Here is a 13,127-nt window from a genome sequence, read left to right on the forward strand (position 1 = left end):
GCCCCAAAACCCCCGCCCCACCTGCCACGAACACCCGCATGACCATCACTTCCTCATTCCAGAGTCTGTCTCTGAGACCTGAGACGAGACAGCCCAGCCGTTTGTGAGATCGGAGGGCAGGAGGTCGGGAGAGATTGCCGGCGCCATCTGGGGCAAACCCGAGACGAGCTCGGCCACTCGCTGGCCCAAGACCGGGCCGCTGATGGTTGTTTCCCGGCGGGAAGCGGCTCCACTTTCGGCGAGATTCGGGATGCCGCTTCTCGATCTCCGGAGGCCCTGGCACCTGATCGGATAGCTGCCACCGCTGCCCGCCCGGTGGCCTTGGCGGCCTTGCCACCGGCGTCCGGGGTGGGAGACACAGGTCACACTCGGCGGGGCTCACATCTTTGCCGGCTGTCTCGTCTACGGGGGTGTACAGATCTGGATTCTCCTGTGTGGAAGGAATCTCATGAGCTCAGCGCTTGAAACCCTTCGCCGTGACTTCGGCGGCGACATCATCGAACCGGGCGGAGCGGAGTACGAATCGGCTAGTCGCTCGGTATTGGCTTCGGGTAGTCCGGCCTACGTACTGCGGCCCAAGAGTGTCGGGGACGTGCAAGCAGGTGTCAGATTCGCTGCCGGCGCAGGGCTTTTGCTGTCCGTACGAGGCGGCGGCCATGCCTTTGCGGGCTTCGGCACCAACGACGACGGCATCGTGATCGAGCTCAGCAACCTCGCGAACGTGCAGATCACCGACAACGAACGTCACCTCGTGCGGATCGGTGGCGGCGCGACCTGGGGTCAGGTCGCGGACGCCCTGGCCCCGCATCGCCTGGCGATCTCCTCGGGCGACACCAAGAGTGTCGGTGTCGGAGGGCTGACGTTGACCGGTGGCATCGGCTGGAAGGTCAGGAAATACGGTCTCGCGTTGGACAACGTGGTCGCCGCAGAGGTGGTCATCGCCAACGGAGAGGTCGTGCATGCGAGCGCGCAGGAGAACCCGGAGCTGTTCTGGGCGATTCGCGGTGGCGGCGGCAATCTCGGGATCGTGACCGCCTTCGAGTTCGCGGCACACCAGACGACAGACGTCTTCTACGGCAAGATCGCCTTCCCGGCATCGGAGGCGGCCACCGTGCTCCAGGATTGGGCGGACTACCTCCGCTCCGCCCCCGAAGAGCTCACCTCCATCGCGAACTTCGCCAATCCATTCGCCGGCGGACCCGAAGCCCCGGTCGAGATCCACGTCGCCTTCGACGGCGATGACCCGGAGCTCGCCGCGAAGGCAATCGACCCGATCCGCCGGCTCGGCACGGTGATCGACGACGATGTCGCGCTGAAACCCTATGCGGACACGCTCGTCGATGGCGCGACCCCGCCGCCGGGCATCCAGTTTGTCACCCGAAGCGCATTTGTCGACAAGGAATCGGTGCCCGAGGTCCTTCAGATCCTTTCCGAGGTTGGGGCATCGGAGGGGTCGCCGTTCATCGCCGTTCGCAGCGTCGGCGGTGCGGTATCGCGAGTCCCCGACGACGCCACCGCCTACGCGCATCGCCAAGCGGAATTGATGTTCGTGACCACCACCGCGGGTCCGCAGCCGGTCGTCGAGACCGCTCGTCCAGCTCTGGATGCGATCTGGGGAAGGCTCACACCTCACGTCAACGGCGCCTACGCGAACTTCCTCGCTTCTGCCACCGAGGAGGATGTCGCCGCGATCTATCCAACGGAGACCTATAAGCGGCTCGCGGCGGTCAAGCGTCAGTACGACCCCGGCAATCTGTTCGCCCGTAACCACAACGTCCGGCCTCAGTGAGCCTTGGCGGACAAGCAGAACGGCGGCCCCACACATGCTGTGGGACCGCCGCCTACCCGCTGAGCGGCGATCTGTGTCACTCGGCCGGCTGCGCTGCCTCTTCGGGCTGAACGGCCGCCGGTTCGGTCGTTGCTGCGGCCTGTTCTCGGCCTGGACTCCTATGCATCCCGGCGAGGATCTCCAGGTTGACGTTGCGGGCGTGCAGCTCGTCCTCCAGGAGGGATAGCGGCCGTCCCGGAATCGCTCCGTTCGTAAGAGCGGCGTTCAGCGCGGGCGGACGCCGTCAATGGCGATCGCCAGCAGGCGGTCGGCTTCGGCGGGGCCGTCGGGTTCCTGCTCGGTGGCCAGGGAGATGGCGCTGACGAGCTTCAGCAGCTGGGTGATGGCGATCTCGGGGCGCACGGCGCCCGCCGTTCGGGCGCGCGTGAGGAGATTCTCACCTGCGTCGATGATCATGTTGTGGCAGGTGCTGCCGAGCGTCGGGTCGCCGCCGCCGCGCATCAATGAAGCGCCCAGGCCCCGGTTGGCCACGGCGTGGGCGCCGACGGCGCGGAGCCAGGCAAACAGCGCTTCTCCCGGGTCGGGGGCGGTGAGCAGGTCGTCGGCCGTGGCGCAGAGCGCCTCCACTCGATCTTTGAAGACCGCTTCCAGGAGTGCCTGCCGGGAGGGGAAGTGCCGGTGCAGGGTGGCCGAGCCGACTCCGGCGCGGCGGGCGATCTCCTCCAGGGACGCGTCAGCGCCATGCCGGGCGATGAGGACCCCGGCGGCGGCCACGATCCGGTCGAAGTTGCGGCGGGCGTCAGCGCGCATCTGCCGCCGGGGTGGTACGACGGCGTCCTTGGGCATGGCGACTCCTGACGACTTGCTAAGTGGGGCGGCCCTCCATATCGTAGCGAACGTTAACCGGAGGGCCACCCCACTTAATTGGATGGTTCCTCTTCCGCATGGACATAGAGGAAGAGACAGTGACACAGACGAACAAGACCGTCGTGGTGGTGGGAGCGACCGGCTTGCAGGGCAGGGCCGTGACACGCCACCTGCTCCGCGACGGCTGGCGGGTGCGTGCGCTCACCCGTGACCCGAACGGGGCACAGGCCCAGGCACTGGCGCGGGCCGGCGCGCAGCTCGTGCAGGCGCAGATGGAGGATGTCGATTCCCTGACCGCCGCGGCCAAGGGCGCCTGGGGGCTGTTCAGCGTTCAGCCCACGGTCGGCTCGCCCGGCACCGCGCCGGACTTCACCACCGAGCAGGAGGTGCGGTGGGGTGTGAACGTCGCCGAGGCCGCGCATGCCGTCGGTGTCGGGCACCTGGTCTTCACCTCGGTCGCCGGCGCGGACCGTCACCTCAGCGAGAAGGTGCCGGTGAACCTGGTCAGCAAGTGGCGGATTGAGGAGCACATCGCCGAGCTCGACCTGCCCGCGACGATCCTGCGGCCGGTCTCCTTCATGGAGAACTTCACCGGCGGCTACGCGCTGCAGAACGGGACCCTGTCCACCGGGATCGCACCGGACACCGCCCAGCAGCTCATGGCCGTCGACGATGTCGGCGTCGTGACCGCGTTGGCCTTCGCCCAGCCGGAGGAATGGATCGGCCGGGCGGTCTCCCTGGCCGCCGACGAGCTCACACCGGTCCAGGTCGCCGAGGCCATCGGGACGGCACTGGGGATCCCGCTGCCCTACATCCAGATTCCGATCGAGGCGATCCGGACCCTCAGCGAGGACTTCGCCTACGCCATGCAATGGCTCAACGAGCGCGGCTACCGCGCGGACATCCCTGCTACCCGGCGGATCCACCCTGCCGCGATGGACTTCCGCGCCTGGCTGGAGCGCACCGGCGCGGCCCAGATCTCCGCGTTCCTCGACTCCGCGCGCACCGCCGGGCAGGACGCGTGAGCGCCCGCACGCCCGGCATCGGACGAGTCGGCATCTGGGCGGGGAACTTCGACGCCCTTCCCGCGACCGAGCTCCGCCAGGCCTCGGCCGCGATCGAGAACCTCGGCTACGGCGCGCTGTGGTTCCCCGAGACCACGGGACGCGAGGCCATGGCCAGGCCGCGATCCTGCTGGCGGGCACTCGGCGGGTCACCGTGGCCGCCGGCATGGCCCGACATCTACGCGCGCGCGGTGAGGGGCCTCGGAGATTCCGGACAGCGCCTGGTGGTCTGACCTACGCTGCGGACTGCCGGGGTCAGGTACTGAGGTAATCCCAGCGACTTTCACCTGATCATTCCGTGCTCGAAGTGGGTGAGAACGAGCGCTGCTTTGGCGAGCTCACCGACTCGGCTGGAGCTGAGGTGGACGTGCTGAAGGGTGCGCCAGCGTTGCTCAAGGAGTGCGAAGCCGCGTTCTCCCAGACAGCGAAGAGAACGAAGAAGCGCATTTCTGGTACGCGTGTCAACGTCCAGCTCTCGGCCGTCGGCGGGCTGCTTGACCGGGACGTGGACGCCGGCGCCTGCGCCTTCGTAGCCCGAGTCGGCCAGTACCGGCATGTCCTTGAGATAAGGGCGGCTCGAAGCGCGTGATGCGGGGCGCCGGTCTGGCGTTCGTCTGCCCCTGCTCAGCCTTGAGTCAAGAATTTGGCAGGGTCGTCTTGTGTCGCAAGCGGCTCTCTAGCCGGGTGTGCCGCCGCGTTTGCTTCTTTCGGCGAGGCGCTGGACTTCCCCGATGTGTATGTCGCTTACCCACTCCCAGCCGGGCTTAGCCGATGGGCCGACCCGCGGGTCACTGGGAACACGGCCCTCACGCAAGGCGAGCACGTACGCCCGATCCAGCTCGATCCGCGCGTGTACCTGATCGGCTCCGCCGACTGACCCGTGGCCGGGTACGACGACATCGAGGTCGCCTGCCACGCCCTCGAGCAGCCGCAGCCCGACGAGGTACTCCTCGATCGGGTCATTGGTGTCGTTCAAGTCGTCGAGCCCCGGGACCAAGACATCAGAGAGCATGTCGCCGGCGACGAGAACCCCGCGTTCCTCGATCAACAGCGCCGCATGGCCCGGGGCATGCGCCGGATGGTCAATAATCCGGACTCCAGGGCCATCCCATGGAATCTGCGCAGTTCCGGCGGGCAGGCCGGTGATGAGGCCGAACAGGTCCAGCGGTGTCTCGTCCGCGATTTCCGGCGGCAACCCCTCGGCGACGCGGGCCTTCCAGTCCGCGTTCGACCGCAGATCTCGCATATAAGCCGCGCAACGGGCTGTACCGTAACGGGGCGCTTCGCCGAGCTCGGGGTGCCAGAGCACGTGATCCCAATCAGGATGCGTCGCGAAGCCTGCCGCGACGGTCTGGCCCAACTCGCGAAGGTCGTTCGCGAGGCAGACCATTTCGTCGCCCGTTATGCCCGGGTCGATGAGCAACACGCCGGCCCGGCCCTGCACGACAACGGTGTTGTTCTGGAGTAGCTCGCTCTGGTGGACCAGCACACCCTCCGCGACCTGCGTCAGCATGGGGTTCCTTCCGCTTGTGGTTTGTAACCGCTCGTCGAGACCGTACTGCTTGCTCGCCCCGCGACATCGTCTTCGGGGACCGCCGCCCGGCGCTCCGGCCGGTTCGCCCTACCGAACGGGGAGTGGGCGGTAGCGCACGTTGAGGGTGGTCACCTGGTCGTGGTCGTTGAGCAGTTCTAGATGAACGGGTTCGCCTCCTGGGTTGTTGAACAGCCGGACCCCGTCGCCGAGCAGTACCGGCACGATGTGGAGGTCGATCTCGTCGATCAGTCCGCGCTCGAGGAGTTGGCGGCCGACGTCGGCGGAGAGGATCTCGAGGTTCTTTCCGCCGGCGGCCTTCAGCGCGATCTGGACGGCCTCGGCGACATCGCAGTTCAGAAATGTCGTGTCGGCGGTGGGCGGGGCGTCTTCGGGATGGTGCGTGAGGATGAACACCGGGCCCTGCCAGCCGCCGTAGGTGCTGGTGGGCTCGGGGTAGGCGTCGAAGCCATCCCGTCCGCCCAGGACGGCGCCGGTCGTCTCGATGTACTCCTCGACGAGGCCCGGGCGGTCGACGCCGGTCATCCAGCCCATCGCGTGGTTCGGTCCCGCCACGAACCCGTCCAGCGACATCGTGAAGTGCCAGAGCACCTTGCCTTCGGCGGTCTGCGGTCTCGTGTCCGCTATCGCCCAGGTGGGCGAGACGGCTGCGTGCGCGCGGGTCTCTTCGGTGGCCCTGATCGATCCTCTTTCGGTGATCGGCTGGTTGCGATGTTCTGGTTGAGCCGGAACACGTTGTCGGCGTCGTACCGGTCCTTGAGCGCGCGTCCTCGTCACGACGTTTCGCATCAGATCGTTCCTTTCCCTGTCGTAAGGCCCGCAGCCCTGCTGCCGTTCACGTCGCGAGCCGACGTTGACGTGACGGAGGGCCGTGCGGATGGTTCTTGCTCTGTCGGTGTTCTCCAGCGCTCTCGGCGGATCAGGAGCAGCGCGGGCAGCATCGAGACCGCGACGAGGAGGAACGCGGTCGGGTACCCGATGAGGCCGACGACGAAGCCGACGCCGAGCGCGCCGACGGCCATCCCCACGTCGTACGCCGCGTTCCAGATCGCGCTCACCGGACCGTAGCCGGCGGTCGTCACCCGCGAGTACATGAGCGTCAGGGTCGCGTTCTGCAGCAGCCCGAAACCGAGCCCGAACGTCGTGGCGCCCACCAGCACGGTGACCGGTGAGCCGGTCAGGGCCAGCAGTGCCATGCCCGCCACCGACGCCATCACGCCGGGCGCGAGGAGGCGCACGTGGCCGTGGGTGTCGCCCAGCCGTCCGGCGATCCACTTGCTGCCGGTCGCCGCCGCCGAGTGCGCGAGCAATGCCGCCGGCGCCACCCAGGTCGCCGCTCCGCTCATGGCCAGGGGCAGGAACGTCGTCAGCGCCCCTACGGCGACGGTCGAGGCGGCGAACACGAGCGCCGGCCGGTTGAGGTCGGCGGAGCGCAGCCAGGTCAGCATCCCGCGAGGGCGGTCGGCGGCCGTCTCCTTCGCGGGCAGAAACGGGACGGTCACCAGTGCGAGTACGGGTGCGGCGGCGGTGGCGCCGAAGACCACACCGAAGCCGTACTGACCGGCGAGCCAGACGCCCGCGGGGAGCGCGATCAGGGTCGTGACGCCGGTGACCAGTCCGACGACGGCGAGGCCTTCGCCTCGGCGTTCGGCGGGGATGAGGAGCGCGGTCAGTGCCCCGCCGGCGACCACCACGATGGCGAAGCCGGCTCCCCTCAGGACGCAGGTCACGAGGAGCACCGACGGTGCCGGCGAGACCAGGAGCAGGAGCGTCGGTGGGCCGAGCAGCAGCAAGCCGACGGCGAGGGCCCACCGGTGTCCGAGGACGCGGATGATCCGCGGGCTGAGCGGTTCGACCCCCACAGTGGTGAGCAGCAGGGCGCCGGTGGCGAGCCCGCCTGTCGCCGCCGTCCCGGACTGCGCGGCGTACAGCGGCACCACGCCCAGGGGCAGGAAGAAGCCGATCGACGATGCCACCACGGAGACGAACCGCAAGGCGAGTGGCCGGGTGAGGATCCCCGGGCGGGTGGGCTCGGGCCGTCCTGTCGACCTGGTCGGCGCCGGGCACGTCATGATCGGTCCTCGTCATCCACCACGGCGTACGGGTGCTCGACCGACCCGTCCGGGAAGGTCCGGCTCGTGGTGAGCTGCAACTGCTGTCGCTCACTCTTCTCGGGCGTGAGCCGGAGCCCGTCGCCCAGGAGGATCGGCATCACGACGATGCCGAGCTCGTCGAGGGCGCTGATGTCGCGAAACGCCTGAATGGTGCGCTGCCCGCCGACCAGATGAACGTCGCCGTCGATGTCGGCTTCGCGCATCAGCCGCAGCAGCGTCGCCGGGTCGTCGGCCGCCACGACGTCGTCGGGTGTTCCGTCCGGGAGGGGCTGGCTGGTGAGGACGAACACCCGCAGGTTCGGCCACGGCCAGTGCGACGAACCGACCGCCGGCTCGAACGTGGTGCGTCCCATCATCACCGCGCCGCAGTCCGCGACGAGGTCGGGCAGGCCGTGGGAGACAACCGACTCGAAGTCGGGCGCGGTCAGGATGACGGGCAGGCCGTCCGGAGAGGCGATGAAGCCGTCGACACTCACGGCGATGTGGGTGCGGATGCGCATGAGGTCTCCAATGTCGGGTTCGGTCGATCGGCTGTCGCGCTCAGCTTGTCCGTCTCGCGGCCCGCCGACATCGGGCAGATGCCTTAGTTCTGAGGAGATCACCTCTTCAGATCCGCCGCGCATGGAATCATCTGCGGGTGTCAGGTCGGCTGACGAGTCCCGTGCTGGTGGGGCGGGAACGCGAACGTGCGGCGCTGGCGGCTGCCCTCACCGCCGCCAGGTCCGCCGCGGCCGTGGTGCTGGTCGGCGGCGAGGCCGGGATGGGCAAGACCCGGCTCGTCCGCGAGTTCACCGGCGGCCTGGGCGCCTCCGCGCGCGTTCTCACCGGAGGTTGCACCGACCTCGGCGTCGACGGCCTGCCGTTCGGGCCGTTCGTCACGGCACTGCGCCGGCTGGTGCGCGAGCTCGACGCGCCACCGGTGACCGCGCTGCTGCCCTGCGGTGGCCGGCGCGGTCTGGCGCGTCTGCTGCCGGAGCTGGGCGTGGCGGATGACGAACCGGAGCCCGACCTCGGCCGCGCCCGGCTGTTCGAGGAGGTCCTGGTCCTGCTCGAGGGCGCGGCGCGACAACGGTCGCTGGTCCTCGTCCTGGAGGATCTGCACTGGGCGGACCGGTCGACCGGTGAGCTGCTGACGTTCCTCGCCACCAACCTGGGAGAGCCCGGTGTCCTCATCCTCGGCACGTACCGGCCGGACGAGATCGGCGGCACGCACCCGTTGCGACCGCTGGTCTCCCGCGTCGACAGCGTGCGCGGCATCAGCCTCGGCGGGCTGGACCGGGATGGCGTGGCCGAGCAGCTCGGCGAGCTCCTCGCGGCCCCGGCGGACGAGGCGTTCACCGAGCGGGTGTTCCTCCGCAGTGGCGGCAACCCACTGTTCGTCGAGGCCCTCGTGACAGTCGGCGACGCGCCCGCCGCGTCGCTGTCCGACCTGCTGCTGGCCGATGTCGACCGGTTGCCCGACCTCAGCCGCCGCGTGCTGCACGCCGCCGCCGTCGCCGCCAGCCCGGTCGGTCACGCACTACTGGCGATCCTCGTCGAGATGGACGACCTCGCCTTCGAGGACGCGCTCCGGCCGCTGGTACGCCGACGGTTCCTGGACGTCGTCGAGGACGGGTACGCGTTCCGGCGCGACCTGATCCGCGAGGCGGTCTACGGCAGCCTGCTGCCGGGCGAGCGGGTGCGGCTGCACCGCGCCTGCGCCGAGGCCATCACCACCGACCCAGCCCTCGTCTCCGGCGATCGCGCGTACGCCGAGGTCGCCCTGCACTGGCACGCGTCGGGCGCACCCATCCGCGCCGCCGAGGCCGCCTGGCACGCGGCCGAGTCCGCGCGGCGGACCTACGCGTACGCCGAACAGCACCGCCTGCTCGACCGGGTGCTACGGACCTGGCAGCGCGTGCCGGACCTGGCGGACCGCCTCGGCGTGGACCGCGGCACCGTCGCCAGCCTGGCCGCCGAAGCTGCACTGAACGCCGGCGAGCTGGACACCGGCGTCGCCTCGGTGACCACCGCCCTAGCCGAACACCCCGATCCCGAGGTGGCCGCACACCTGCTCCGGACCCGCGCGGCGATGTACGACCGCAACGGGCAGGACCCGATGCCCGACCTGCACGAGGCGGTCCGGCTGCTCCCGACCGGCGCGGACACCCCGCTGCGCGGCGAGGTCCTGGCCGACCTCGCCATCGCGCAGCGGCATCACCAGCACGACGCGGAGGCACGAACGACGGCCGAAGACGCGTTGCGGATCGGCCAGCGCACCGGCGACCGCGGCGTACAGGCTCGGGCACTCATCACGCTCGCCGCGGCCGACACGGACCTGCCCACCGCGGTCGAGCTGTTCGAGCGGGCACGCACGGCCGCCCGGGACGCTGGCGCCGCCGACACTCAACTCGCCGTGGCCGTGACCGAATCGGACCGCCTGGAGGCCGCCGGCGAACATGCCAGAGCGGAGCAGGTCGCGCGGAGCGGAATCACCCTCGCCCGCGAGCTGGGACTGACCCGCACCCGCGGCACCCTCCTCGCCCCGAACCTGTCCGAGTCGCTGCTCTCCCTCGGTCGCTGGGACGAAGCCGAAGCGGTGTACCGAGAGGCGCTCGCCCAGTCGCCACCGCCGCTGTACCGCGCCTACCTCCAGGTCATCCAGGCGACCGTCGACCTCAGACGCGGCGCACTCGACGCCGCGACCACGGCCGCGACGCAGGCGAGAGCGGTGATGCGTGAACCCAACCGGGGTGAGGAGACGTGCCTCGAACCGGACCTCCTGGACTGCCGACTCGCGCAGATCAGACAGGACGCCGGCGCGGTGACGGCGATCCTCGACCACGTCCTCACCGACCACGACCTCGCACGAAGCCCGCGCTACAGCTGGCCGCTGCTGACCACCGGCGCGCTCACCCTCGTCGGGCACCACGGCACGGGCGCCCTCCTCACCCGGATGAGCACGTACTCCGACACGCTCGCCGTCACCGGCCGACTCCAGCAGGCCCACCGACTGACCTTCCTCGCCGCGACCCGCCACGACGACACCGACGCATGGGCAGCGGCCATAGAGGCATGGCGCGACCTCGGACAGCCGTACCCGCTCGCGGAAGCACTGCTGCACTCCACCCGCGCCGCACTGGCGACACAGCACCGATCCACTGCGGCCGAGCTGATCACCGAAGCAGCATCGATCGCCGAAGGCCTCGGCGCCGCCCCACTTCAACGCGAGATCCAACAACTCGCCACCCGAGCACGGATCACGACCAACCCGACCCGACCCGGCAACCCCGCAGGGCTGACCACCCGCGAGATGGAAGTGCTCGAGCTGGTGGTAGCCGGCCTGAGCAACCGAAAGATCGGCGAGCACCTGTTCATCTCCGCCAAAACCGCCGGCGTACACGTCTCCAACATCCTCGCCAAACTCACAGTCACAACTCGCCTCGAAGCCGCCGCCTGGGCCCACCGCAACCAACTCTTCAAAACCGAATAAACGCCACAGACACAGCCCTCGGATGCGCGTGACGGCGACCCGGTGCCAGCCTCAGACAGGACGGTCGTCTGGAGTTGGCCAGAGATCACTACGACCTCCTGCAGACCCTTGCCCTTCCTCGCCCGGATCGGGTCGTCAGGAAACAGGTCGAACCACAGGGCGCGTGCTTTCGTGATGTCGCCTGGCGATAAGGGCCTCACATGCCGCATCTCAAAGCCACCCCAAACCCCCACCGGCACGCAACAACGAACTGACGCAACCGATCGTCAACCACTCACTCGATCAACCGTCAACACCCAACCACTTTGGACACCAGGAGAAGCCGCATGAACGTCGCACTATGGATCGTCGCAGGATAACTGGCCCTCGCCTTGCTGGTCAGCAGCGCCAAGCTGTTCGTGCCCCAGGAGAAGATGGCCGGCTTCGGCGCCGCAACCCGATGGGTCGAAGACTTCAGCCCCGGTGCTCTCAAGACCATCGGAGGCCCTCGAGCTCCTGGCCGCGGTGGGACTGAGCCTGCCCGCCGTGCTCGGCATCGCGCCGGTTCTCGTTCCGTTGGCCGCTACCGGTGCGGTGCTGCTGTTTGTTGGCGCGATCATCACGCGCCTCCGTCGTGGCGACAGGGCAACGGTCGTGGGCGACGTGGTCTATCTCGCCCTGGCCGCCTTCGTAGCGTGGGGCCGCTTCTTCAGCGCCGAGTCCTTCATCGGCTGAGCAGCAGTGGGATGACCTGCCCCATCTGCACTCCTTCGCCAACGGCCTGGAGCGCGACCACGCGGCCGTCCTGGCCGGACTGACGCTTCCGCACAGCTCAGGCGCCGTCGAGGGAAAGTCTGCAAGATCAAATTCCTCAAGAGGCTCATGTTCGGCCGGGCCAACTAGAGCCATCCATCGCACCTCCGTCTGCAGCACCGCCAGAGCTGGAGTTAAGGGTGTTCCCACCACGCAGATCCGGGACGATCACGAAGATCGTGGAGGCGGGGGTCACACAGGAAAGTGTGAGCAGGCTGCCGCCGACGACGCCTATCGAGCGTCTGAGCTTCTGGGGACTGCCGGACTCCTGCGGCAGAGCCGTCTCGGCAGGGCGGAGCGTATCGGTCATGGGGAACGAGTTCCGATCGACTCGTGCGATGGGGATAGGGGCGGGAGCGCGCTATCGTCTCCGGCGGCTTCGGGGCGTCCTCGATTCGTCCACTCCCGGCGGCCGTATGGAATACCTAGGGAAACCAGTGCGTCAAGAGGGGTTCGTCCACGAGATCCATGGATCAAGGCGGGCCGCGGTGCATGGGTGGGCCGTTCCGAACCAGGCCACACGGCATAGCGGCGAAGAGCTTGGCCGCCCGCTGTACACGAAGGTGGCTGAAGCCGCTGGCGCGGGCCAAAGTCGGCGAATACCGCGACCGGCCAGGTTCCAGCGGGCGGGCGCCGCGCGTTCGGCGGTGCAGCCTCGGGCCGCGGTGGGCGCCGGAGGGGCAGCCGACAGGGCGGTGACGTGCGCCTCAGTGCTCAGGGAGCAGATCAGCGTGCCCGTGACGGCCACCGACAAGCGATTCATCTTCGTAGACTCTGTCTTCGAGCGTTCCTTGGCACTATTGCACGCGATTCGATTGAATGGTTAGCTCTTTCACGCACAGGAGGTGAACGCCATGGACGACATCGACCGGGCCATCTTGCGGGAACTGCAGGTGGACGGGCGGATCCCGTACAGCGATCTGGGGCCGAAAGTCGGGCTGTCGCCCTCGGCAGCCCGCCAACGGCTGCAGCGACTGATCGACACGAAGGTGGTGCAGGTCGTCGGGGTCACCGACCCGATGGCCATGGGCGGGCAGACCATGGCCATGCTCGGTCTGCGCGTGAACGGCGATCCCCGCGCGGTGGCCGACGAACTCTCACGCCACGACGAGGTCGTTTACGCCGTCCTCGTCTCGGGCGCCTTCGACCTCTTCGTGGAGGTCGTCTGCCGTCGCCCGTACGCCCTCCTGGATTTCGTCAACGTCGTCGTGCGTCCCATCGAGGGCGTCGCGGCGGTGGAGAGCTTCCCGTACTTCGGGATCCACACCCACCGCTTTCTGTGGGACGTCGACTGAGCACTCCTGCCTCACCACCACCGAGGTGACAGCGCGACCGGACAGAGCAGCTCCGGTGGTCGGCCCGACCTGTCGTCGACGCGGCGCGTCCCGTCCGCCTGTCCGGAGCCTCTCGCCTTTGTGCCGACGGCCGCCACGGCGGCCGATCACGTGCTGCCGATGCTTCACCCACCGCCCCCTGC

12 protein-coding genes are annotated in these 13,127 nt (G+C 68.8%); 6 read left to right on the top strand and 6 right to left on the bottom strand.

Annotation, left to right across the window (positions count from 1 at the left end; translation table 11 throughout):
• The first annotated feature begins 448 nt into the window (after positions 1 to 448).
• Positions 449 to 1,789: an FAD-binding oxidoreductase gene (locus EJK15_RS41515; protein WP_138715962.1), complete on the top strand. Its 1,341-nt coding sequence runs from the start codon at positions 449 to 451 to the stop codon at positions 1,787 to 1,789.
• Between the two features lie 264 nt (positions 1,790 to 2,053).
• Here the strand turns inward: EJK15_RS41515 and EJK15_RS41520 are convergent, their stop codons facing one another.
• Positions 2,054 to 2,635 carry a TetR/AcrR family transcriptional regulator gene (locus EJK15_RS41520; protein ID WP_240777550.1) on the bottom strand — a complete coding sequence of 194 codons (582 nt, stop codon included), beginning with the start codon at positions 2,633 to 2,635 and terminating at the stop codon, positions 2,054 to 2,056.
• A 119-nt stretch (positions 2,636 to 2,754) separates the two neighbouring features.
• Here EJK15_RS41520 and EJK15_RS41525 point away from each other — a divergent pair, with 119 nt between their 5' ends.
• Together EJK15_RS41525 and EJK15_RS41530 are read left to right on the top strand one after the other, a co-directional pair.
• Positions 2,755 to 3,681 (top strand): NmrA/HSCARG family protein, encoded by a 927-nt coding sequence (locus tag EJK15_RS41525; RefSeq protein WP_138715963.1) that lies wholly within the window; start codon positions 2,755 to 2,757, stop codon positions 3,679 to 3,681.
• Positions 3,678 to 3,953 carry a hypothetical protein gene (locus EJK15_RS41530; protein ID WP_138715964.1) on the top strand — a complete coding sequence of 92 codons (276 nt, stop codon included), beginning with the start codon at positions 3,678 to 3,680 and terminating at the stop codon, positions 3,951 to 3,953. Before EJK15_RS41525 ends, EJK15_RS41530 begins: the two co-directional genes overlap by 4 nt.
• A gap of 50 nt (positions 3,954 to 4,003) precedes the next feature.
• Here EJK15_RS41530 and EJK15_RS41535 read toward each other — a convergent pair whose 3' ends face one another.
• From EJK15_RS41535 to EJK15_RS41555, 5 genes are all read right to left on the bottom strand, one after another.
• Positions 4,004 to 4,276 carry a transposase family protein gene (locus tag EJK15_RS41535; RefSeq protein WP_138715965.1) on the bottom strand — a complete coding sequence of 91 codons (273 nt, stop codon included), beginning with the start codon at positions 4,274 to 4,276 and terminating at the stop codon, positions 4,004 to 4,006.
• A gap of 120 nt (positions 4,277 to 4,396) precedes the next feature.
• Positions 4,397 to 5,233, bottom strand: a complete 837-nt coding sequence (locus EJK15_RS41540) for an MBL fold metallo-hydrolase (protein WP_138715966.1) — start codon at positions 5,231 to 5,233, stop codon at positions 4,397 to 4,399.
• A 108-nt stretch (positions 5,234 to 5,341) separates the two neighbouring features.
• Entirely contained in the window at positions 5,342 to 6,061 is a 720-nt protein-coding gene (locus tag EJK15_RS41545; RefSeq protein WP_138715967.1) for a dihydrofolate reductase family protein, read from the bottom strand.
• Positions 6,061 to 7,344 carry an MFS transporter gene (locus EJK15_RS41550; protein WP_138715968.1) on the bottom strand — a complete coding sequence of 428 codons (1,284 nt, stop codon included), beginning with the start codon at positions 7,342 to 7,344 and terminating at the stop codon, positions 6,061 to 6,063. The genes EJK15_RS41545 and EJK15_RS41550 overlap by 1 nt, the downstream gene beginning before the upstream one ends.
• On the bottom strand, positions 7,341 to 7,886 hold the full coding sequence (locus tag EJK15_RS41555) for a dihydrofolate reductase family protein (RefSeq protein WP_138715969.1): 546 nt from the start codon (positions 7,884 to 7,886) through the stop codon (positions 7,341 to 7,343). Before EJK15_RS41555 ends, EJK15_RS41550 begins: the two co-directional genes overlap by 4 nt.
• Positions 7,887 to 8,023: 137 nt before the next feature.
• Here EJK15_RS41555 and EJK15_RS76635 point away from each other — a divergent pair, with 137 nt between their 5' ends.
• From EJK15_RS76635 to EJK15_RS41580, 3 genes are all read left to right on the top strand, one after another.
• Entirely contained in the window at positions 8,024 to 10,858 is a 2,835-nt protein-coding gene (locus EJK15_RS76635) for a helix-turn-helix transcriptional regulator (protein ID WP_138715970.1), read from the top strand.
• 525 nt (positions 10,859 to 11,383) lie between these two features.
• Positions 11,384 to 11,572: a DoxX family protein gene (locus EJK15_RS75160; protein ID WP_240777551.1), complete on the top strand. Its 189-nt coding sequence runs from the start codon at positions 11,384 to 11,386 to the stop codon at positions 11,570 to 11,572.
• A gap of 932 nt (positions 11,573 to 12,504) precedes the next feature.
• A complete protein-coding gene (locus EJK15_RS41580) occupies positions 12,505 to 12,945 on the top strand; it encodes an Lrp/AsnC family transcriptional regulator (protein WP_138715971.1) in 441 nt (146 codons plus the stop codon).
• The last annotated feature ends 182 nt before the right edge of the window (positions 12,946 to 13,127 follow it).

Source organism: Nonomuraea basaltis, assembly GCF_005893125.1.
Lineage (GTDB): Bacteria > Actinomycetota > Actinomycetes > Streptosporangiales > Streptosporangiaceae > Nonomuraea > Nonomuraea basaltis.

Coding starts and splice junctions, on each gene's coding strand:
- EJK15_RS41515 (WP_138715962.1), top strand. CDS start 449: ATGAGCTCAGCGCTTGAAACCCTTCGCCGTGACTTCGGCGGCGACATC.
- EJK15_RS41520 (WP_240777550.1), bottom strand. CDS start 2,635: ATGCCCAAGGACGCCGTCGTACCACCCCGGCGGCAGATGCGCGCTGAC.
- EJK15_RS41535 (WP_138715965.1), bottom strand. CDS start 4,276: ATGCCGGTACTGGCCGACTCGGGCTACGAAGGCGCAGGCGCCGGCGTC.
- EJK15_RS41540 (WP_138715966.1), bottom strand. CDS start 5,233: ATGCTGACGCAGGTCGCGGAGGGTGTGCTGGTCCACCAGAGCGAGCTA.
- EJK15_RS41545 (WP_138715967.1), bottom strand. CDS start 6,061: ATGCGAAACGTCGTGACGAGGACGCGCGCTCAAGGACCGGTACGACGC.
- EJK15_RS41550 (WP_138715968.1), bottom strand. CDS start 7,344: ATGACGTGCCCGGCGCCGACCAGGTCGACAGGACGGCCCGAGCCCACC.
- EJK15_RS41555 (WP_138715969.1), bottom strand. CDS start 7,886: ATGCGCATCCGCACCCACATCGCCGTGAGTGTCGACGGCTTCATCGCC.
- EJK15_RS41580 (WP_138715971.1), top strand. CDS start 12,505: ATGGACGACATCGACCGGGCCATCTTGCGGGAACTGCAGGTGGACGGG.